12 protein-coding genes and 1 pseudogene are annotated in these 20,883 nt (G+C 68.9%); 8 read left to right on the forward strand and 5 right to left on the reverse strand.

Features of this window, described 5'->3' with window-relative positions:
* Positions 1-18 precede the first annotated feature (18 nt).
* The 3 genes from ACH4ZA_RS24745 to ACH4ZA_RS24755 form a co-directional block, all read right to left on the reverse strand.
* Positions 19-438: a cyclophilin-like fold protein gene (locus ACH4ZA_RS24745; RefSeq protein ID WP_398431661.1), complete on the reverse strand. Its 420-nt coding sequence runs from the start codon at positions 436-438 to the stop codon at positions 19-21.
* Positions 439-598: 160 nt separating this feature from the next.
* Positions 599-1,621, reverse strand: coding sequence for an alcohol dehydrogenase catalytic domain-containing protein (locus tag ACH4ZA_RS24750; protein WP_398431662.1), 1,023 nt, complete (start codon positions 1,619-1,621; stop codon positions 599-601).
* Between the two features lie 126 nt (positions 1,622-1,747).
* Entirely contained in the window at positions 1,748-3,184 is a 1,437-nt protein-coding gene (locus ACH4ZA_RS24755; protein WP_398431663.1) for a carboxylesterase family protein, read from the reverse strand.
* 1,845 nt (positions 3,185-5,029) lie between these two features.
* Between ACH4ZA_RS24755 and ACH4ZA_RS24760 the strand changes: the two genes are divergently transcribed.
* The 7 genes from ACH4ZA_RS24760 to ACH4ZA_RS24790 all read left to right on the forward strand — a co-directional run bounded on the left by ACH4ZA_RS24760 (position 5,030) and on the right by ACH4ZA_RS24790 (position 18,788).
* A complete protein-coding gene (locus ACH4ZA_RS24760; RefSeq protein WP_398431664.1) occupies positions 5,030-10,891 on the forward strand; it encodes a hypothetical protein in 5,862 nt (1,953 codons plus the stop codon).
* Positions 10,892-10,894: 3 nt separating this feature from the next.
* Positions 10,895-11,890, forward strand: coding sequence for an NUDIX domain-containing protein (locus tag ACH4ZA_RS24765; protein ID WP_398431665.1), 996 nt, complete (start codon positions 10,895-10,897; stop codon positions 11,888-11,890).
* A gap of 1,735 nt (positions 11,891-13,625) precedes the next feature.
* The gene (locus ACH4ZA_RS24770) at positions 13,626-15,215 is read left to right on the forward strand and encodes an ABC transporter substrate-binding protein (protein WP_398431666.1); all 1,590 of its coding nucleotides are present in this window, start codon (positions 13,626-13,628) and stop codon (positions 15,213-15,215) included.
* Between the two features lie 20 nt (positions 15,216-15,235).
* Positions 15,236-16,204, forward strand: a complete 969-nt coding sequence (locus tag ACH4ZA_RS24775; RefSeq protein ID WP_359436217.1) for an ABC transporter permease — start codon at positions 15,236-15,238, stop codon at positions 16,202-16,204.
* On the forward strand, positions 16,194-17,099 hold the full coding sequence (locus tag ACH4ZA_RS24780) for an ABC transporter permease (protein ID WP_398431667.1): 906 nt from the start codon (positions 16,194-16,196) through the stop codon (positions 17,097-17,099). The genes ACH4ZA_RS24775 and ACH4ZA_RS24780 overlap by 11 nt, the downstream gene beginning before the upstream one ends.
* The gene (locus tag ACH4ZA_RS24785; protein WP_398431668.1) at positions 17,096-18,061 is read left to right on the forward strand and encodes an ABC transporter ATP-binding protein; all 966 of its coding nucleotides are present in this window, start codon (positions 17,096-17,098) and stop codon (positions 18,059-18,061) included. Before ACH4ZA_RS24780 ends, ACH4ZA_RS24785 begins: the two co-directional genes overlap by 4 nt.
* Positions 18,054-18,788, forward strand: a complete 735-nt coding sequence (locus ACH4ZA_RS24790; protein ID WP_398431669.1) for an ABC transporter ATP-binding protein — start codon at positions 18,054-18,056, stop codon at positions 18,786-18,788. Before ACH4ZA_RS24785 ends, ACH4ZA_RS24790 begins: the two co-directional genes overlap by 8 nt.
* Positions 18,789-18,857: 69 nt before the next feature.
* Here ACH4ZA_RS24790 and ACH4ZA_RS24795 read toward each other — a convergent pair whose 3' ends face one another.
* A complete protein-coding gene (locus ACH4ZA_RS24795; protein WP_057617076.1) occupies positions 18,858-19,499 on the reverse strand; it encodes a superoxide dismutase in 642 nt (213 codons plus the stop codon).
* A gap of 179 nt (positions 19,500-19,678) precedes the next feature.
* On the opposite strand from ACH4ZA_RS24795, the pseudogene ACH4ZA_RS24800 reads away from it, so the two are divergent.
* Positions 19,679-20,014 (forward strand): annotated as a pseudogene (locus ACH4ZA_RS24800) (Fur family transcriptional regulator); the annotation flags it as partial.
* A gap of 174 nt (positions 20,015-20,188) precedes the next feature.
* Here ACH4ZA_RS24800 and urtE read toward each other — a convergent pair.
* Positions 20,189-20,881, reverse strand: coding sequence for an urea ABC transporter ATP-binding subunit UrtE (urtE, locus tag ACH4ZA_RS24805; RefSeq protein ID WP_398431670.1), 693 nt, complete (start codon positions 20,879-20,881; stop codon positions 20,189-20,191).
* Positions 20,882-20,883: the final 2 nt, after the last annotated feature.

Consider the following 20,883-nt stretch of genomic DNA (forward strand, 5'->3'; position numbering starts at 1 on the left):
GCGGTTACCGGCCGAGTCTCAGTCGACGGCCTCGATGGTGACATCGACCGCGCCGTCGTAGTTCTTCAAGGCATCGGCCCCCGAGTCGATCTCGCCGAGGATGACGATGCCGGGGGCCGGGATGGACTGGCCGTCGTGGTCATGGAAGATGGTGATGTCGGGACCGGGTGGCCAATAGGCGGTGTTGCCGATCTCGTAGCTGTACCGCGGCTTGCCTCCCGCGGCGAGAAACCGGGGCAGGTGAGCGTACTTCTCGCGCTTGAACAGGTCGTTCATCTGCAGCGTCAGCGGAAGCAGCGAGGCGAAGTCGCGTGCCGTCGCGTTGTCGTCGAGGGGTGCGTTGAGGACGGTCTCTCCGACGGTCAGTCGGATTCTCATATGGGTGTTGCCCTCTGGGGTGTTGTGGGAGTGATCGTCGGCGGCGGACACGTACGCCATGCTCATCGGCGTACGGGCTTGGGGCTGGTCGGCCCTTTGCCAGGCACGGCCACCCCATATCTGTTCCCTTTGCCGGTTTCTCTCACGGATGCTGTGGTCGGCCGTTGTCGACCGTCGCGCATCGGCGGTGGTTGGTTGTCGGTTCTCAGTTGCCCAGGTCTCAGTCGTTCAGGACGACGACGTGTTTGCCCGGCGTGGCGCCGGACTCGACGTCGGCCTGGGCCTCACGGACCTGTTCCAGGCCTTGGTAGACCTTCGCGACCGGGACGTTGAGGCGTCCTGCGGCGATGGCCTGGAGCTGGTGGGCGAAGACGTCGGCCGGGAGGTCGGCGGCCTGACCGCCGTAGGAGGTCAGCCGCACCCCGCCCGGGATCATGAACGGGGTGAAGTCGGGGACCGTCCACTGGCCCGCCAGGGCTCCGGTGAAGCAGACCGTGCCGTGCTGGCGGACGGTGCGGAAGGTGTCGGCGAGGACCGAGCAGCCCACCAGTTCCAGTACGGCGTCGACACCGTCCGGCATCAGTTCGCGCACCTGGTCGGCGATGGTGCCGTTGTCCACGAGGGGATGGTCGACGCCCGCCGCCCGCAGTTGCCCGGCCCTCTGTGGGCTGCGGGTGGTGGACAGCACGGCGGCTCCGAGGTCCTTCGCGATCGTGGCCGCGCTCAGCCCGACCGTGGAGGTGCCGCCGCGGATCAGCAGCGTCTGCCCGGCCTTGAGGTCCAGGCCGGTGGTCAGCGATCCGTAGGCGGTCTGGAACATCTCCGGCAGCGCACCGAGGACCTCCCACGGCAGGCCGGTCTCGAACGGGATGACCTGCGCCGCGGGGACGGTCACGTACTGGGCGTACGCGCCGTCGTACGAGCGGCCCATGCCGCCCATCATCGTGGCCACCTGCTGTCCCGGCCGCAGCCCGCTGTCCTCGTCGGCCTCATCGACCACGCCGACGCCCTCGATGCCGGGGATGCGCGGGTAGGTGACCTCCGCGTCCGACTCGCCCTTGCGGGTGGTGACTTCGGACTCGTTCACGCCGAACGCCTTCACCCGGATCCGCACCCAGCCGGGCTTGCGGACGGGCACCGGCACATCCTTGATCTCCAGTGCGTCGAGGCCGCCGGGCCGGGTGACGACGACGGCCCGCATCGTCGCCGGTGCGGCGCCATCGGCTGCTGTCGGTCGGCTCATACCGAGCTCCTTGTCGTATTCGCCCCCGGATGGGAAGGCGGAGCCGGGGCTCCGGGCGCAGGTACCCGGGTGATCAGCCCGTGACGGCCCTGCGCCGTTGCGCATCTCGGTATCGCCCGGCGACCGTCACGGCCGGTCGATGTTCTCCCACAGGTCAAGCACCGCCTGATAGTGGTCGCCGACCTCGAAGGGCGGGGTACCGACACTCCCCGAAGTGGGCCGGTCCGCGACAGCGGGCCACATACGGGTCTGCTCGCCGGTGGCGAAGTCGAGCACGATGTCGCGGATGCGCGTGTCACGCTCGGCCTGTTCGGGGCTGCGGCCCGGCTTTTCCTGGCCGACCAGGGCGTACATCTCGGTGCCGTGCACGGCGGGTGCGCCCTCGGCGGGCCCGATCATCAGGAGATGGGCGTTGCCGCCCGCCGCGGCGTGCGCCAGGGCGCCGCGGGCTGCGGGGAGCCCGAGGATGTAGTCCGACAGGAGTGCGGCGCGGACCGCGGCAGGGGTGCGGCCGCCCTGGTCGTAGGCGTCGACGATCTTCGTGGCGCGGGAGCGGGGAACGCGCCACCCCGCGACCTCGTCGACGATGCGGCCGACGGTGTGCGGGTCGAACCGGTCGAGGTCGTTCGCCACCCACCAACCCATGTCGTCACTGGCCATGCTCAGCAGCACGTCGACATCACGGTGTGCGCCCGAGGCGAGTTCGTCCATGGGGTGGGCGTGCAGCACCGCGCCGGGCTGTCGGGTGTCCAGGACGACGCCGAGGCTCTTGCTGTCCATCCCGCCACGGACTCCGAGGTCCGTCGGGGTGACCTTGTGCAGGGCGGCCACCAGGGAGGCCGTGTCAAGGTCGATCAGCTTCTCGGGGTTGTCCGCGACGCCGAGTTCAGTGACGAACCGGTGCGCGAGTTCCTCGGCCCACCGGGCCGGCTGGAGACGCGAGGGCCCGGCGGAGAACCCGGCCAGCCGCCGGTACAGGCCGTTGGCAGAGGCAGCACCGAGGAGCCCGAAGGTGGCATAGGCGCCGCCGCTGTGGCCGTAGACCGTGACGTTGTCGGGGTCACCGCCGAAGTGGGCGATGTTCCGCTTGAGCCATGTCAGCGCGGCGATGACGTCCTGCAGACAGAGGTTGCTGGCCTCGGCGAGCCGCCCGCCGTACTGCGAGAGCGAGAGCGCGCCCAGGGCGCCGAGCCGGTAGTTGACCGACACGCTCACCACGCGCCCCGTCGCGGCGAGACCGGAGGCGTTCGAGGTGATCTGTGTGTTCGCGCCGTACTCGAATCCGCCGCCGTGGATGTACACGGTCACCGGGAGCGCCGTGTCGGCGGACTCCTCGGGGGCCCACACGTTCAGGTTCAGGCAGTCCTCCCCCATCCCGCTGTCCGCCTCGAGCCAGTCACCGCTGTCGGGCTGGACAGAGACGACGCCCTTGCGGTCATAGGGGCGGTCGGGATCGAAGTCCGCGACGACGGGGCGGCCATACCGCTCGGCGGTGGCGTACGGGATTCCCCACCAGGACCGCACCCCTGGTGCAGTCGGAGCCTTGGGAGCGGAGGCGGTCATGGCACGTCCTTCCAGCGCGGTTCGGGCGTCCGCGCGGTGCTTCGGCGGCTGATTGCTCGCGGTGACGTCTCCCATCGTTTCCGGCATCCGACAAAACGCCCGGGGGGTGGCGGTCACCCGGTGGTCATCAGGTGACACTTCGGCAACAAGATCGCGGTGCAGGCCATGAGCTTCCACTGCATGGCCGACAGCCGGATCGTCGGCGAACGGTGCCAGCCCGACCTCCACGGGGTCATGCAGCACATCGGTGCTGTACCCGCGTCGTGAACCTCGTGGCGCCGGGTGAGCTTTCTGTCGTACGGGATTGCTGCTGCCGGGAGGGGCCCGTACGGCGCGGTAGCAGAGGACGAAGGCCGCGCGGGTTCACCTCAAGAGGTCGGTCCAGCTGAGCCGGACGACCTGACAAATGTGGGTTCGGGTAGGGGTTCGGTGTTGTGGCTGCTGAGGCAGTCGAGGGAGATGCGCAGGAGGCGGCGCCCCTGGCCCGGGTGGCTGTCGCCGGTCGTCAGGGCAGCCTGGCTCAGGGAGCCGCTGAACAGAACCAGATCCTCGGCGGTGAGGTCTGGGCGCAGCAGGCCGGCGTTTATCACACACCTCGCCCGGGCTCGCGATCGCGGTCCGCATCGACGGCGTAGTGTCCAACTCCTGCGGTCCCCAGACCCTGGCAGAAACAGTGGCCGAGCTCGGCGAGCGAGCCTGCACCGCGACACCCGAGGAGGCGGCCCGCGCCGGTGACTGGATGGTGGCAAGCATCCCGCTGGCCCTCTACCGGAGCTTCCCGCCGCCGCGCTGCGGGCAAGGTCGCGCTCGACCTCGGAGCGTCCGTGACGCGCCGTACAACGAACCCGAGGACGGCCGCGCCGGACTCGTCGAGCCACGCCACGTCGTCGGCGATCACCAGCAGCACGCGCTCGGCGGCCCTGGGCAGCGGACCACGTCACGCCTGAGCAGTAGCCGTCGCTGCCCCCGGGAGGGACGGGATGCCCACCCGCCGCCCCGGCAGAGCCGCCTACTCGAAGGGCCCCGGGCAGCACTCCCGAATCCTCGTGTCCAGCCAGCGTCCAGAATCCGGCGCCAAGGCCCCGTACACGCCACCCGCGGAAACCTGCCCCCTCACCGGACCACGACATCTGCACAGGTCAGAGTGGTGTGGATCAACACTGACCGCCACGGAGCCGAACTCACGCGCAGCGGATTCAGTCCGTTCAGGCGAAGTTGACGACCCGACAGGACAAAGTGAACGTTTCCGCAGGTCACAGCCCTGCATAGGTGGGGCGGGTGGGACTCGAACCCACGGCCGACGGATTATGAGTCCTTTGAGGATCTTGGCGGCCCTTGTCGATCAGCGTCCGTCCGTGACGTTTTCGCTGGTCAGACAGGGCGCGCCATGTCTCCACCCGTCAGCCTTTGTCGGTCTGTTCCTATCCTTGCGTCCCAACTGCGTCCCGATATCGCCCCGAAGGGCCAGGGACGCCGGGCTGTCGGGCGATTGCGCGAGCTCGGAGGCGGGGCTCGAACCCGCCCACAGCGGATTGCCCTTCCAACGCGCAGAGGATTGCCCGGGGTGCCGGGCCAAATCCTCTGCGTGCGCTTCGGACGCGATCGTCCGCTACTTACGAATACGTCTACTGGTCACCCATGCGGGGTGGTACAACAACTAACTTGGGTGGTCGGAACATGGCATGATGTGGCCGACCGGCGGAGGCTGGGGGACCGTTGGACAAGAGGCTGCGTCTCGCCGATGCCGCATATCAGGATATGGCGACTGAGGCTCTGAACCTCTGGTTACCCTCCGCGAGGTTCCTCTTCGAGCCGATGCCCCGGGGCCGCTCGGGTGCCGAGCTGGTGAGCGTGGACATCAGCGGCAACACCGGGGACTTCCCGCCAGGCACCTACGTCCTACGTGTCGGCCCGGCGGAGGAGGATCTCGCCCAGGCGAACGAATTGGCGGCCCATCAGCTGATCCGCGAGGCCGACCCGGAGTTCGCCGAGCGGCACATCCCGCGCCTGCTGCGCATCGACCAACGCCGCCACGGCGACGTCCGGCTGGTGGTGTCGCTGCACCAACTCGCCGGCGACAGCCTCAGCTGGTACAGCCCGCCCCGCAGCGGGTCGACGGGGCTGCTGCGTTGCGCGCAAGCCATCTCCCACGACACCCTGAATGCCTGGGCAGATCCGAGCGACTTGACGCAGATGCAGCCGCACGACGTGCTGTCGACGGTGGCAGGAACGGCCAAGCTCGACGAGTGCCTGGCCGTTGCCTCGTCCCTCTTCGGAGGTGAGGTCCACCAGGAGGACGGGCACGCGTTCCTCAACCCCCTCGCCGTCCTGGGCGAGGCCGAAAACGGCGAGCTGCCGATCATGGGGAGCATATGCCACGGGGACCTCAATACCAGCAACGTACTCGTGCCTCGGGACGAAGTGGCGGTCGGTGACGACTCCTTCTGGATCGTCGATTTGGACCAGGCGCGCCGGTCCGTCGTCGGGTTCGACCTGGCCTACTTTGAGGTCAGCGTCCTGGTAAACATGCTGCCGACCATCCGCCGCCCCGTGCTCGCCCGGTGCCTGGAGGCAGCCGAGGATGCTTCGGTCAAGTCCGTGCCGGACGATTGCCAGTGGCTCGTGGAGTTTCTGCAGCAGTCACGCGCCGGCATCCTGGAATGGATTTCCAGACAGACCGGTCGGGTGGACCGCCTATACCAGCAGTTGACGCTGGTGCGCATGGCAGCCGCACTGCTGTGGGCCCGGCGCTTCCCCTATGACGACGAACGTACCCGGCTCTGCCTCGCCTATGCCGGCTGGTACGCCCTGCGGTACCGCAGGACCTTCGCCAGCGCCGCGCCGCAGCACCCGAGCGTTCCGGCGGCTCACACCCCGCCTAGGGAGGTGGAGCGGGTCCGCGAGGATCTGTGGGAGTCCCTCTGGGGCGCCGTCTCCGGGTTCTCCCCGCACGCGGCCCGTTACATCCTCGTCGCGGAGCAACTCCCCCGCACATCGTCCATCTCGGCGCTCGGCCGCATCCCCTGGTCGCTGATCGTCGACCTCGACCCGGCCTCGGACGGCGACGGACTTCACCACTGGGCGAGCCCGGTCCTCAACACGCAGCGTGCGGTGCATCTCTTCACCGAGGAGCGCCCGGTGATCGACTATGCGCGCAGCACAGCCTGGCTGCTGGCCGCCGGTTCCGTGCTGCGCCGGGAGCCCGCCCTGGAAGGCCGCGAGTGGGTGCTTCGTCGCTTGGACACTGTGCGTCGGCTTACGTCCTCGTTCCACCAGTTCGTCGGCGAGACGCCGGTGTGTGTCCTGGTGCTTGAGGGCGGCACCGAGTCCGCGCCGAAAGGGGGCCGGAACAGACTGCTGCGGGTCATCGAGACCATGGACGAGATGCTTCAGGGGCAGGCGACTTTCCTGCATGTGGGACTGGCCGACCTACAGCCCTACGTTCCCGTGGTCCAGGTGCCGCTGCCTGTGCACGACCTGCTGGACCGCCTCGCCGCGACACTGGGCAGCAGCGCCGAGTACCTCGACTACACGGTCCCCGCCCTCGACAACGGCACGGTGGCGATCTCGCCGGAGACCATGCAGAAGCTACGCGAGCATCTGGTGATCCTGCATGACGGGATCGATGCGTCCGCTCCGCCCGGCGACAAGAGCAACAACGACGCTTTCTGGCGCGGTGGCCTCATCGGCTGGGATGATCTGGACGCTGGCCGGGACGTAGTGCGCGCCGTCAACGACGGCATCGTGGCCGCCCTCCGTGACAGTCTGAAGCAACATCGCACCCGTACCGTCGTGGTTGAACACCGGCCTGGTGCTGGCGGCACCACCGCAGCCCTGCGCGCCGCCTGGGACCTGCATCAGGAGTCTCCCGTGGCGGTGCTCCCGCACGGTGTGCCGATCGGGCCGTCGCGCGTCCCGCTCGTCGCCGACCGGCTGCATCTGCTATACACCATCACGCAGCTGCCAGTGCTGCTCGTCGCGGAAGCGGGCGACCTGAGCGAGTCCTACCGGGAGATGCTGTACCGCGAGTCAGCCAAACGCAACACCCCGCTGACGATTCTCTACGTCAGACGGGGGGTCACTCAGTCCAGCCGGAGCGCCCTTCAGGTGTCGGAGCCGCTCGAACCGGCGGAGACCGCCGAGTTCTTGGCCCGCTATTCCGCGCTGACGGACGACCAGCATCGGATCGACGAGTTGCGGCTGCTCGGTACCAAACACTACGAGCCCTACCGCACGCCCTTCTTCTACGGCCTCGTCACCTTCGAGCGGGAGTTCACCAAGCTCTCTACCTACGTACGCACCCATCTCGACCACGTACGCGGCCGAGCGCGCGAGGTCATGCAGTACCTCGCCCTGGCTACCATCTACTCCAATACTGGGCTGCAGCGGGAGCTAGTGCAGAAGCTGATGCACGTCTCCACGCCGTCGGCAGAACTCGACCTCTCCGATGTATTGGGCCCGGAAGCATCCCGGCTGGTGGCGGTGCGCAGCGGCCGGGTACGCCTCCAGCATCAGCTCCTGGCCGAGCAGGTACTGGCCGAACTCCTGAACGACGACCGGTGGAAGCAGCATCTCAAGGAGCTGTCGATCGACTTCATCCAGGCTCTGGCGATCACCACCGACGTATCCGCGGACCCAGTGCGGGTGCTGCTCCGCCAAATGTTCGTGGACCGGCAGGGCGGCACGGCAGACGGGATCGAGGACCGGCGAAAATTCGCCCCGCTGATCGAGCAGCTGGATCTCAACTCCGCCCACCAAGTGCTCAAGTCCCTCACCGAGCACGTGCCTGACGAGCCGCACTTCTGGAACCACCTGGGCCGGCACCAGATGTACCGCCTCAACCGGGAGCTCGACAAAGCGGAGGAGTACGTCACGCGCGCGGTGGACCTGGCGGAGTGGGATTTTCTGCATCACCACACCCTCGGTCTCGCGCGCCGCAGCCGGATGCGCCAGGCGCTGCGCGACGCCAAGCGGCGCGGAGTGCAGTCGGTTATGGCCGCCGCCGACCGCTGGTTCGCGCAGACCGTCGAGTGCTTCGCCACCACCCGGAAGCTCAACCCGGAAAACATCTACGGCTACGTCACCCATGTGCAGGCCATCGTCGATGTCGCCAAGGCAATTAAGGACGCGGCACGGGTCTCATCCATCGCGGAACTCAGCTCCGACGCGAGCGAATGGGTCACGGAGAACGTGGCCGAGGCCAACTTCCTGCTGAACGAGGCCGCCCAGCTATACGGGACGCTAGACCAGCACGACGACTACTTGGTGCGGTGCCAGGCCGACATCAAGCGGCTGTACGGCGACCTCGACTCCGTGGTCGAGCTGTGGGAGCTCGCCGTCGCCGGCAACCGCAGCACACCCATGATGCAGCGGGCACTCGCCCAGGCGTACTACGTGCGCGGCGGCCGCACCTGGCGGGAGCTGGACGATTCCGAGCTGACCCGTATCGTGGAGCTGGCACGGCAGAACCTCTCCAGAACCGGCTGCAAGGAGGAGGACTACCGGCTCTGGTTCGAGGCGTACAAGCTCCTGCCGGAGTTTGACATCGACGAGGCGCTCTCCCAGCTCCAGCTCTGGGCGGACCGCTTCCCCTCGTGGCGCGCCCACTACTACCGGTACTGCCTCTTCTTCCACCTCTGGTTCACTGGCCGCAGCAACGACGTTGAGGCTTTCCGCGTGGAGCAGCAGCAGGCCGAGAAGTATGTGGTGGGCCGCTCCAACCGCTCCTATCTGTGGCTGTCCACCGGCCCCGAGTGGTATCCGCTGATCGCTGACAGCGACCTGGGCGAGTGGAACCGCCGGGACATGTTCTGGACGAACACCACACATCTGCAGCGGGTGAATGGCGTCATCGACCTCATCCGCGGGCCCCAGGCGGGCAGCATCCAACTCGAAGGCGCGGTCACCGCCTTCTTCGTCCCGTCCCGGGGCAAGTTCCTCCCGGACAGTGACGAGAACACCCCGGTCAACTTCTTCCTCGGCCTCAGCCCCGAGGGGCCCCGCGCGTGGGACGTCAGACGGGGGCATCTCAACCACGCCCTGCGGGCACGGCAAATGGTGTCGACAGGCCCGGTGCGCACGCTCACCGCCCGGGACCCCGTGCACCTGGCACCGGCCCAGGTTGCGGCGCAGGCTGCCATGCTCACGCGGCAGCGCAGGCTCGATTTCTGCATCTCCCTGCTGGAGGCATGGCAGACGGTCGGCGACACGCCTCGGCTGTCCCGGCTCACCGAGCGGGTCAGTGCCCGTTTCCGGTACAACGGCGCGGACGTAGCCGAACTCCTTGCCGAGTCGGGCCGGGTCTACTTCGACGCCGACGAGAACGACCCGCTCGTCCAACTGCTCGGCAGCCAGGGCCAACCGGTCCGGTCGGCAACGGCCGACCATGGGCTGTCCTCCGACGGCCAGCCGGAACTGGGCCGCATCACGTTCGTCAATGACACCCACGGGCACGGCATCGTTGAACTGGTGAACCACGGGTGGGCGCGCTTCACGACCGACGATGTGCGGACGCCGCTTGCGGACGGTCCTGTCCGCGGCCAGATCGTGCGGGCGGTCATGGTGGAGATGGACCGCCATGGTGGGCGCAACGCACGGGGCCTGGAGCTATTCCCCCTTACGGCCACGCTGGTGGGCACCGAAGTGGTGGACGTGGAGCAGCTCCTCGAGCGCATTGAGACCGACCTGCGGTACGAGATCGAGGAGCGGCTTGCGCAAGGAGTGCGCACGGTGCCGACCCGGGAGCTCGAGGAGTGGTTGGAGGAAAGGTTCAAGGGCTGCCAGCCGCTCGCGCGCCGCCTCGGTCTGCCGTCCCTGGGGCAACTGTGGAACGGGCTGGACTGGCTGAAGCAGAGCGGCACCCCCGGTAACAGGATGCTGAGCCTGGCCAGCGGGACAGTGTTCGGGCGTGTCTCAGAGGCCCGTGGAAAAGCTGCGGGGCGGGAGCGACATGTTGATGAGCGCGACGACTTCGGCACGGCGTTGGATTCCGTGGTCACCGCGCTTCAACAGGCCAACAAGGGCAAGGCGCCCACGTTCTACAAGGTGAAGAACGGGCTTGTGAAGCACTTGAGGAACAGGTATGACGCCGTAGTCGGCAGATCCCTGCAGAGGCGGATCGAACAGCAACCGGGGTGGGAATTGAGGGAACTCAATTCCGGTGTCCAGTTGGTCCACCGAGCCGGTACTCCCGCGCCGCCCGCAGACGCGCCGGAGCCGTTCGCCACCGCACTCGCCCACACCGTGGACGAACTCGCCCGGCAGGGAAAGCCCCCCAACCTCCAGACGATCGGATCTAACCTGCGGTCCCGACTCGGCGAGGCGTATGCGAGCGTCGTCGGCTCTTCACTGAAGAAGCGGATCGAACGCGAACCCGGGTGGCGGCTGGAAGAGATCAGGCCCGGGGTGCACCTGGCCCATCGAGCCAGTGCACCCGCACCGGCGAGGCGCTGTGCGGCAGAGGTGGACGTCGCGGCGGACCTGAACGCCGTGATCGGAGAGCTACTGAGGCGTGACGGCGAGGCTCGTCTCACCGTTCTCGGGAACGTGTTGCGGGAGCGGTGGGGCCCCGAGACCTATCAGGCGTTGACCGTCGGCCGCACGCTCCGTCAGGTGGCCGAGGCGCACGGCTGGGAGGCCCACTGCCCAAGGCCGGACACCTGGGTGCTGCGCGGGCGCAGTACCCAGCCCCCCAGCGCGGAAGGATGAGCTGTGGCGGACGATGAGGTGACTGCGGTCGCCGCGCTCCTGGAGGCCTTGGCCGAACATACCGGGCCTCCGGTCTCGGTGTCCGAGCTTTGCCGACGGGCAGGCCTGAGCGGACCAACTCTCGAGACCGCAGCGCCGATGGTGCTGGTGCTGCTGAGCGCGTTCGGCGTCCTGCGGTCCGAACACGGACCGACGAACGGTCAGGCTGGCGTCGTTGCGGTCAGCCCGCAAGCGCGCTACTTCCTGCACAGTCTTGCCTCCTATGTGCGGACGGGCCGTTCGATCCTGGCCAACTGGGAGCGGCCGGGAACGACCGAGCCGCCATACACCAGCCGCCAGGCACTGTCCGGACCGCAGTTTCTCTACCTGGTGGAGGCGCGGCGGCTGGCTCTTGATTCCGACGCCGCACCGCTACGCCGCACCGAGGTCGTCCAGGTGGTGGTCAAGTGCCGCCTCCGGGGCCGCGGTGGCCGGGCCCAGTACCTGCTGGTGTACGACGATCGAGCCCGGCAGTACCAACTACCGGGCGGCCACATCCGCGCCTCAGACGCTGACGCCCGCGCCGCAGCCGCCCGGGAATTGGAGGAGGAGCTGCTGGGCTATGACCACACTCCGGGCAGGGACGAGCTGAAGGAACTCGGTGCGGTCTCCGCTGTCCAGCTGTCCCGGACGTTCGGCGCAGTGACGGAGTACCGGGTCGTCTTCTTCCAACTCGAGTCAAAGGCCCGGTCAATCCCGGTGGGCCCCGGCGGCCGCTGGGTGCCCGAGGACGCCCTGCTCGACCAGGCGACCCTGCTCGACGGCACCACCCTAAACGTCACCGCCCTGGACCGGCTCGACCAGTCACTCCCCGGGGGCCTCCGCGGCCTGCCGTGGAGTCTGCCGGACGTCCAGCGCAGATCGCTGCGCGCGGTGGTCCGAGACAGACCATGGGAGACCGTCGGCCTGGTCATCGGAATCCTCGGCCTCATCCTGTCCGTCATCCCGCTTCTGGGCTAGACATCTTTAACTGTGCGGTTACGTCGTGTCCTGCCGGCTGTCTTGGGCTGCACGATGCCGGGAGGATGAAGTATCCCGATGGCGGTGCATTGACGCCGAGGAACGGGCTCGGCGTGAGCAACGCCGGCTCTCAGCCGCTGGCCTGATCGAAGCGGGCCAGTGGAAAGGAACGGCCAGAGGATTCAGATCCCGGATGCCTGAGAACCGCTGGCGGCGGGCGTTGACTTCAGGCGATCGGCAGGCCCTAGTCTCAAGCGGGTGGAGCGGATCATGCGGGAGCGTAGGATTGCCAGAACACCCGATGCACCGGGCGCCGCAGCCTGATGAAGGCTTGCGCCAATGCGGCGTAGTCACCGGACCCGATCAGCCGGGACTTCACCACCACGGGCCCCGAGACGAAGGTCGTCGGAGACATCAACTGCATCGCCACCGCCGGGGCGGACGCTCCCTCGCCTGCTGGCTGGACCTAGCGTCCAGCGCACCACGGACTCCCGCTACGGCCGCGCCCACATCGGCGTGAGCGCGCTGCTCGGCGGCGCATACACCTACCAGGGCGAGAAACTCGCACTGTACGAGGTCGAAGACCGCCCTGAAGAGCCCTTGGAGGACGCAACTTGGGAACGCTCCAGCCAGACCATCCGCGGCCACGACGGCTGCCGTGTCTCCCTCCACTGGACCGGCGACGCCCCGCCTTTCGGCTTCAGACGGGATGCCTCCCCAAACTTGGCAACGGCCTGCTGTGTGAGGTCAACCTCTCCGGTCAGCCGATCTCGCTCGCCTCCCGCAGCCCTTACTCGAATCAGGGCTACTAGCCGATGACGGGGCGCTACTACCGGGGCGCATGCGCCAGCGGTCGCTTCACAGAGCGTGACTTCATCGAACCCGAGAGTGAAGATTGGCCGGGGGCTTGGAGTGGAGACGTCTGGAGCGTTCCCTCGGGGGCATTTTCAGTACGGGTCGTTTCCCCGCCCCGGACAGTCGCAGAGCCCCCAGCGATCAAGGCGACCCTCTACCGCCGAGCCACCTACCGACCTCGCCCCACGCGGCCGGATGAGGCTGGCAAATAGGCCCACAGATGACTCTTCCATTCTTTGCGTCCCATCAACGTCCCACCTTGTGCGTCCAGACCTCGCACAGGTCTACGATTACGACTCCCCCTCAACCGTGAACCCACGCATCCGCCCAGGTCAACGCATCGTGAACCTCCACAGCCCCAACCCCCGTTGAACTCACGATCAGCGGATTCACTCCGTTGCCGGAAAGTCCCTGAATCCGTACCCCTAGTGAGACGTTTCCGCAGGTCAGGGCATTATTGAGGTGGGGCGGGTGGGACTCGAACCCACGGCCGACGGATTATGAGTCCTTTGAGGATCTTGGCGGTCCTTGCGTTTCTGTGCTCAGCCTTGACGTTTTCCCTGCTCAGAGCACGTGCCGCATGCTTGTTCCCTGCAACCTTTGCCAGTCTGTTCCTGTCCTTGCGTCCCCAACTCGTCCTCAACACGTCCCCGTGAGGACGGACCCGAGTATCCGGAGGAGGATCCCGGCAGCTCGAGCCCAGCGGGCGAACCCGCCCGCAGCGGATTTCCCTTCCAGCGCAGGGAGGCTCCGACCGTTACCCAGGGAGCCGCCTCAAGAGGGAGCCGTCGTCGAGCGGATTGCTGTTCCGTATCACCGGGTAGCTCTTGTCGCGAACTAGTCGCAAGAGCAGTTGATGCGCAGCAAGGGTGTGAGGCTGATGACGACCCGTCGGATACGAAGTGCCGCCGTCGCGGCGGCGGTTGCGCTGACCGGGCTCGCCGCCTGCTCGGCGCCCAGCAGCGGTGAGGGCGACCACGCGGCCGCCGAGTCCGTCGTGATCGGGGTCGCGTCCGAGCCGGACACGCTCAGCCCGCTGCTCGGATACGGCAAGGACGGCAACTCGAAGATCTTCGACGGACTCCTCGCCCGCGACGCGGACCTGAAGCTCACACCAGCCCTGGCGAAGGCCCTCCCCCAGGTAGCCGACAACGGGCTCACGTACATCTACACCCTGCGCGAGGGCGTGGAGTTCAGCGACGGTGAGCCGCTGACAGCCGCCGACGTGGTCTTCACCTACCGGACCGTGCTGGACGAGAGGACCAACAACACCTCCCGCAGCGAGCTGGACGCCGTCAAGGAGGTCCGGGCGGACGGCGACGACACTGTCGTCTTCACGCTGAAGTACCCCTACGCGCCCTTCGCCGGGCGCACCGTGCTGCCCGTCGTCCCCGAGCACATCGCCGGCGCGCAGGACCCCAACACCGGCTCGTTCAACGCGAAGCCGGTCGGCACCGGACCGTATGTCCTCTCCTCCTGGAGCAAGGGCGAGAAGCTCACCTTCAAGGCGAACCCGAAGTACTGGGGCGGCGCGCCGAAGGTGAAGACGTTCACCATGGCGGTCATCGCGGACGACAACGTGCGCGCCACCCGGCTGCGCTCCGGCGACCTGGACGGCGCGATCCTCCCGCCCAACCTGGCCGCCGCGTTCAAGGACGACGACGGTCTGAGGACGTACGACGCGAAGTCCTACGACTTCCGGACCGTCACCCTCCCCCAGCAGAACAAGGTCACCGGCGACCGGGCGGTACGCCAGGCGCTCGACGCCGCAGTGGACCGCAAGGCCATGGTCGACAAGATTCTCGACGGCGCGGGACGCCCCGCGTACGGGCCGCTGCCCGTCGACGACCCCTGGTTCGCCAAGGGCATCGAGCGCACCCAGGACCTCGGCAAGGCCCAACAGATCCTCGATCAGGCAGGCTGGAAGAGCGGCGCAGGCGGGACCCGCGCCAAGGACGGACAGCGGGCAGCGTTCACGCTGCTCTACCCCTCGGGCGACAAGGTCCGCCAGGACCACGCCCTCGCCTACGCCTCCGACGCCAAGAAGGTCGGCATCGCCGTGACGGTGGAGAGCGCGACCTGGGAGGTGATCGAGCCGCGCATGAAGGACGACGCGGTCCTGGCGGGATTCGGCAGCACCGGTGACCCCGACTTCGGTCTCTACACCCTGCTGCATTCCTCCCTCGCCGGAAACGGCTTCAACAACATGGGCCGCTACGACAACCCGGCCGTCGACAAGGCCCTCGACACCGGCCGCCGCAGCCAGGACGCGGCCACGCGCGAGACGGCGTACGACACCCTTCAGCGGGAGCTGGTGAAGGACCCCGGCTACACGTTCCTGACCCATATCGATCACGTCTACGTCCTCGCCGACCGCTGGCAGGGGCTCACCACGCAGATGGAGCCGCACGAGCACGGCTTCGCGAGCGGCCCGTGGTGGAACATCGAGGACTGGCGGCCGAAGAGGTGACCCGGCCGCCCTGGGGCGCGATGGCCCGTCTGGCGGGGCGGCGGGCCCTGTTCGCCGTCCCGATCCTGCTCGTCGTCACCTTCGGTGTCTTCGCCATCGCCGCCGCCTCCCCCTTCGACCCGGTCAGGGCGTACGCCGGTACGGCCGCACTCGGTGCCGACCAGGAGACCCTCGACCGACTGCGGGACAACCTCGGCGTGGACGAGGACTTCGCCGTCCGCTGGTGGCATTGGCTGACCTCCGCGCTCGGTGGCGACCTCGGCCGGTCCAGCGTGCTGCGGCAGCCGGTCGCCCAGGTCATCGGCGAACGCCTGCTGTGGTCAACGCTGTTGTGCGCCGTGGCCTTCGTCGTCGCCGTGCTGCTCGGCACGCTGCTCGGGGTGCTGGCCGCGCGCCGTCCGGGTTCGTGGCTCGACCGGATCGTCACCTCCCTCGCCTACACGCTGGAGGCAGCGCCCGTCTTCTGGATCGCGCTGCTCGTCATCTGGCTGTTCGCCCTCCAGTTGGACGTGTTCCCGGCGGGCGGGCTGACGGACACCGCGAGCGAGCAGGTCACGCCGGGGCAGGTGGCCAGTCATCTGGTGCTGCCGGCGGGCGTGCTCGCCGTCTCCCAACTCCCCTGGTTCGTCCTCTACGTACGCCAGGGGGTCGGCGACGCGCTGGCCGAGGACCCGGTGCGAGGAGCCCGCGCCCGCGGGTCGAGCGAGCGCACCGTCCTGCTCGGGCACGCCCTGCGCTCGGGACTGCTCCCCGTGCTCACGCTGATCGGTTCCCGCGTCCCCGAACTCATCACCGGCGCCCTGCTGGTGGAGAGCGTCTTCAGCTGGCCGGGCATCGCGGCGGCGACGGTGGAGGCGGCCACCGCCGTGGACTTCCCGCTGCTCGCCGCCCTGACGACCCTGGCCACCGCCGCCGTGCTCGTCGGCAACCTGCTCGCCGATCTGCTCTACGGCCTGTTCGATCCGAGGGTGAGGTTCAGTGACATGTGACGCGCCGGAATCCCCGGCCTCCTCCGTATCCTCCCCGCCGGTGTGGCGGTCGTACGGTACGCGGCGCCGCTCCACCCGGACGGTGCGGGTGCGCGCCTCCGCCGCGCTGGTCGCCGCGACCGTCCTCGCCGTCCTTCTCGTGCCGCCGCTGGTCCGGCTCGACCAGCAGGCCGTGGATCTGGCCGCCAAGCTGCTGTCACCGAGCTGGTCGCACCCCTTCGGCACCGACGACCTCGGGCGTGACCTTCTGGTTCGCTGCGTCTACGGGCTACGGGTCTCCCTGTTGGTCGGTGTGGCGGCGGCCCTGACCGCGACGGTCATCGGCACCGCCGTCGGGGCCACGGCCGGGGCCCTGGGCGGATGGGTCGACCGCGGCCTCATGCGCGTGGTCGACACCTTGTCGTCCGTGCCTCACCTGCTGCTGGGCATCTTCATCGTGGCCGTGTTCCGGCCGGGCGCCTGGCCGGTGGTGGTATCGGTCGCGCTCACCCACTGGCTGTCCACGGCGCGGATCGTGCGGGCCGAGGTGATGTCACTGCGCTCCCGCCCGTACATCGAGGCGGCCGTCTCCGGGGGCGCGTCGCGGTGGCGGGTGGCGGTACGGCATCTCCTGCCCGCTGTGTTGCCGCAGGCCGCGCTCGCCGCCGTGCTGATGGTGCCGCATGCCATGTGGCACGAGTCGGCCCTGTCGTTCCTGGGCCTCGGGCTGCCCACGCACACGGCGAGTCTCGGCACCCTCATCCAGGGCGCACGCGGTTCGCTGCTGGCCGGCCAGTGGTGGCCGACCCTCTTCCCCGGCCTGTTCATCATCGTCCCGACCCTCGCCATCGCCGGTCTCGCCGGAGCCTGGCGGGAAAAGATCAACCCCCGCCGCCGATCGGAGCTGATGCTGTGACCGAGCGATCTCCCGTGCTGTCGGTACGCGGTCTGTCGGTTCGCTTCCTCATGCCGGGCGGACGCCGGATCGCCGCCGTCACCGACGCCCACTTCGACGTGGCGGCCGGCGAGTGCCTGGCCCTGGTCGGGGAGAGCGGCTGCGGCAAGTCCGTCCTCGCCGCCGCGCTGCTCGGCCTGCTCCCGGCCAACGCCCAGACCGCCGGCGAGGCCCGCCTCGGCGACCTCGACCTGCTCTCCGCCGACGAGCGGACCCTCGCCCGCACGGTGCGGGGCCGCCGCATCGGACTCATTCCGCAGAGCCCGGCCGCTCACCTCACTCCGGTGCGCACCATCCGCTCACAACTGGAGGAGACAGTCGGCGCGTTGACCGGCATCCGAGGCCGCGCCGCACGGCGGTCCGCCGCGCGGACGGCGGCCGAACGCGCCGCGTTCCCGGCCGACCACCTCGACCGGCACCCCCACCAGCTCTCCGGCGGGCTCGCCCAGCGCGCCGCCACCGCCCTCGCACTCGTCGGCGACGCGCCCCTGCTGCTCGCCGACGAACCGACCACCGGCCTCGACCGTGACCTGGTCGACCGCACGGTCGACGAGCTACGGCGCCCCGTGGACGCCGACGGACAAGCCCTGCTGATGATCACCCACGACCTGGCTGCGGCCGAACGCATCGCCGACCGTGTCGCCGTGATGTACGCCGGCCGGATCGTCGAACTCGCCGACGCGCAGACGTTCTTCGGCTCCCCCGGCCCCCGCCACCCGTACAGCCGAGGTCTCCTCCAGGCCCTCCCCGACCGTGCCTTCTCCCCCATCCCCGGCATGCCCCCGGAACTCGGCGACCTGCCCGACGGCTGCGCCTTCTCCGCCCGCTGCGACCGGGCAACCGACGCCTGCGTCACGCTGCCCCGGATGACGGGGGCTGTCGTCTGCCACCACCCGCACGCACAGGAGGATCTCCGTGCTTGAACTGCGCGGCATCACGGCCGGATACGACCGACACACCCCTGTGGTGCGGGACGTCTCCCTGTCGATCACGCCTGGCCATGCAGTCGGGTTGCTCGGTCCCAGCGGCTGCGGCAAGTCCACCCTTGCCCGCGTCGCCGCGCTCCTGCACCGCCCCGACTCCGGCGCCCTCGTCCTGGACGGCACTCCGGTACACCGTTGGCGCCACCGCGCCCCGCGCGAGCAGCGCACCGCCGTCGGGATCGTCTTCCAGCAGCCCCGGCTCTCCGCCGACCCCCGGCTGCGGCTTCACGACCTGATCGCCGAGCCCCTGCGCGCCACCGGCCGACGCGAGGCCGTCCCCGACCGGGTTCCCGAACTGGCCGAGGGCGTCGGGCTGACCCCCGACCTGCTGAGCCGACGCCCGCACGAAGTCAGCGACGGCCAGTTGCAACGCGCCTGCCTGGCCCGCGCCCTCGTGCTGCGCCCGCGCTGGCTGGTGTGCGACGAGATGACCGCGATGCTCGACGCCTCCACCACGGCCGCCCTGGTCACGGTGGTCGAGGAATACCGCCGGGCCACCGGCGCCGGCCTGCTCGCCGTGGGTCACGACCGGGTACTCCTGCGGCGCTGGTGCGACCGTACGGTCGACTGGGACACGCTGGGCGGAAGGGCCGCTTCGGCAGAAGGGCTCCCGCAAGTCACGTCCTTGCGGGAGCCCTCTGCTGTGCCGCCTGCCAGTGAAGGTTGAGAAGACGATCACGAGCAGGACGTCTGTTGGGACGCGGACGCTGCTATGGCGTCACGGCGCCGACTGCCGTCACGGCGCGAGCAGCAGGCTGTCGCCGCGCTCCTTGGCGGCGGCGTAACGCCGGGCCACGTCCTGCCAGTTGACGACGGCCCACATGGCGTCGATGAAGTCGACCTTCTGGTTCTTGTACTGAAGGTAGAAGGCGTGCTCCCAGGCGTCGAAGACCAGGATCGGGGTCGAACCCTGGCCGACGTTGCCCTGGTGGTCGTAGACCTGCTCGACGATCAGACGGCCGCTGAGCGGCTCGTAGGCGAGCACGCCCCAGCCCGAGCCCTGAGTCGTCGCCGACGCCTTGGTCAGCTGCGCCTTGAAGCCCGCGAACGAGCCGAACGACTCGGCGATGGCGTCCGCCAGCTCGCCCACGCCGTCCTTCTCCAGCGGCTCACCGCCGCCGTCGCCGGTCATGTTGTGCCAGTAGATGCTGTGCAGGATGTGCCCGGAGAGGTGAAAGGCCAGGTTCTTCTCCAGGCCGTTGATCGCTCCCCACGCCTCCTTGTCCCGAGCCTCCGCGAGCTGCTCCAGAGTGTCGTTCGCGCCCTTCACGTACGCCGCGTGGTGCTTGTCATGGTGCAGCTCGACGATCTGCGGGTTGATGACCGGTTCGAGCGCCGCGTAGTCGTACGGGAGCTCCGGGAGCGTGTACACCGCCATGTCCAACATCCTCCGACATAATTGCCAGCTATGTGCAACTGCACGCTAACAGCAAGAGGGGTGCTCTGCCGATCAGGCGTTGGTCCTAGGACCATGAGCCGTGTCGCGGTGGGCGCAGGATTCGGCACTTCGAACGGGGCAGTGGGGTGAGCGGCGGCGCGCAGACGGCTCGTGACGGCATGACAGGGCTGCCGGAACCCCGTGATCTGCTGCGGCGGCACGGGCTGCGCTGCACGCCGGGGCGCCTGCAGATAGTGGCTCTGTTCTCCGCCTCTGCCTGTCACCTCTCCGTCGCGGAGGCGTGGGAGGAGCTGAGCCGGACGGGGCCTGCCGTCCACCCCACCACGGTCTACCGCACCCTGGAGACTCTCACTGCGGTCGGCCTGAGCCACGCCGTGCACGGCCCTGGCCCCACGCGCTACTGCGTCCGGGGAAACCCGCACCACCACGTCGTCTGTCAGGACTGCGGTCAGGTGGCGGCCCTCCCCCACGAGCGCCTGACGGAGGCGGTGGACAGCATCGAGGAGCTGACCGGGCTGCGGCCGGACGCCTCGGGGTCGCTGATGGTCTACGGCCGATGCGCCCCGTGCAGCCTCGTCCCCTGCCGTGCCCGCACGGCGAACGGGCCCCCGACGGAGACCGAAGTCTCGCCGTCGCAGGCCCGTTCCAGTGATCGGCTGGACCGGCTCTCACACGCTGAGCGCGGCCCTCACGGTCTGTTCGGCGCCCGTTCCGCCCTCGCCGGAGGACGTCACTCGGCCCGCTTCCAGCACGTAGTAGTGCTGGGCGGCGCGCATAGCGAAGCCGACGTGCTGTTCGACGAGGAGGACGGACAGTCCCCCGCGTCGGGTCAGGGCGAGGATCGTCTCCTCGATCTCGGCGACGACGGAGGGCTGGATGCCCTCGGTGGGTTCGTCGAGCAGGAGGAGCCTCGGGCGGGTGATCAGGGCGCGGGCGATGGCGAGTTGCTGGCGCTGGCCGCCGGAGAGCAGGCCCGCGCGGCGGCCGGACAGCTCGCGCAGGACCGGGAAGAGATCCAGTGCCTCGGCGATCGCCTCCTTGCCGTCCGCCCGGCCGTCGGCGACGAGCTGGAGGTTCTCGGCGGCGGTCAGGTGCGGGAAGGACTGCTGGCCCTGCGGGACGTACGCCATGCCGCGGGCGACCCGCTGGTGCGGGGCGAGACGGGTGATGTCCTCGCCGTCCAGCGAGATGGTGCCGCTCCTCGGCTTGATCAGGCCCATGGCGGCGCGCAGCAGAGTGCTCTTGCCGGCGCCGTTGTGGCCCAGGACGGTGGCGACGCCGTCCTTCGGGACCGAGACCGTGGCGCCGTGCAGCACCGTGGTGCGATCGTATCCGGCCTGGACGTTGCTCAGTTCCAGCATGG

Source organism: Streptomyces sp. NPDC020597 (assembly GCF_044335095.1).
GTDB lineage: Bacteria > Actinomycetota > Actinomycetes > Streptomycetales > Streptomycetaceae > Streptomyces.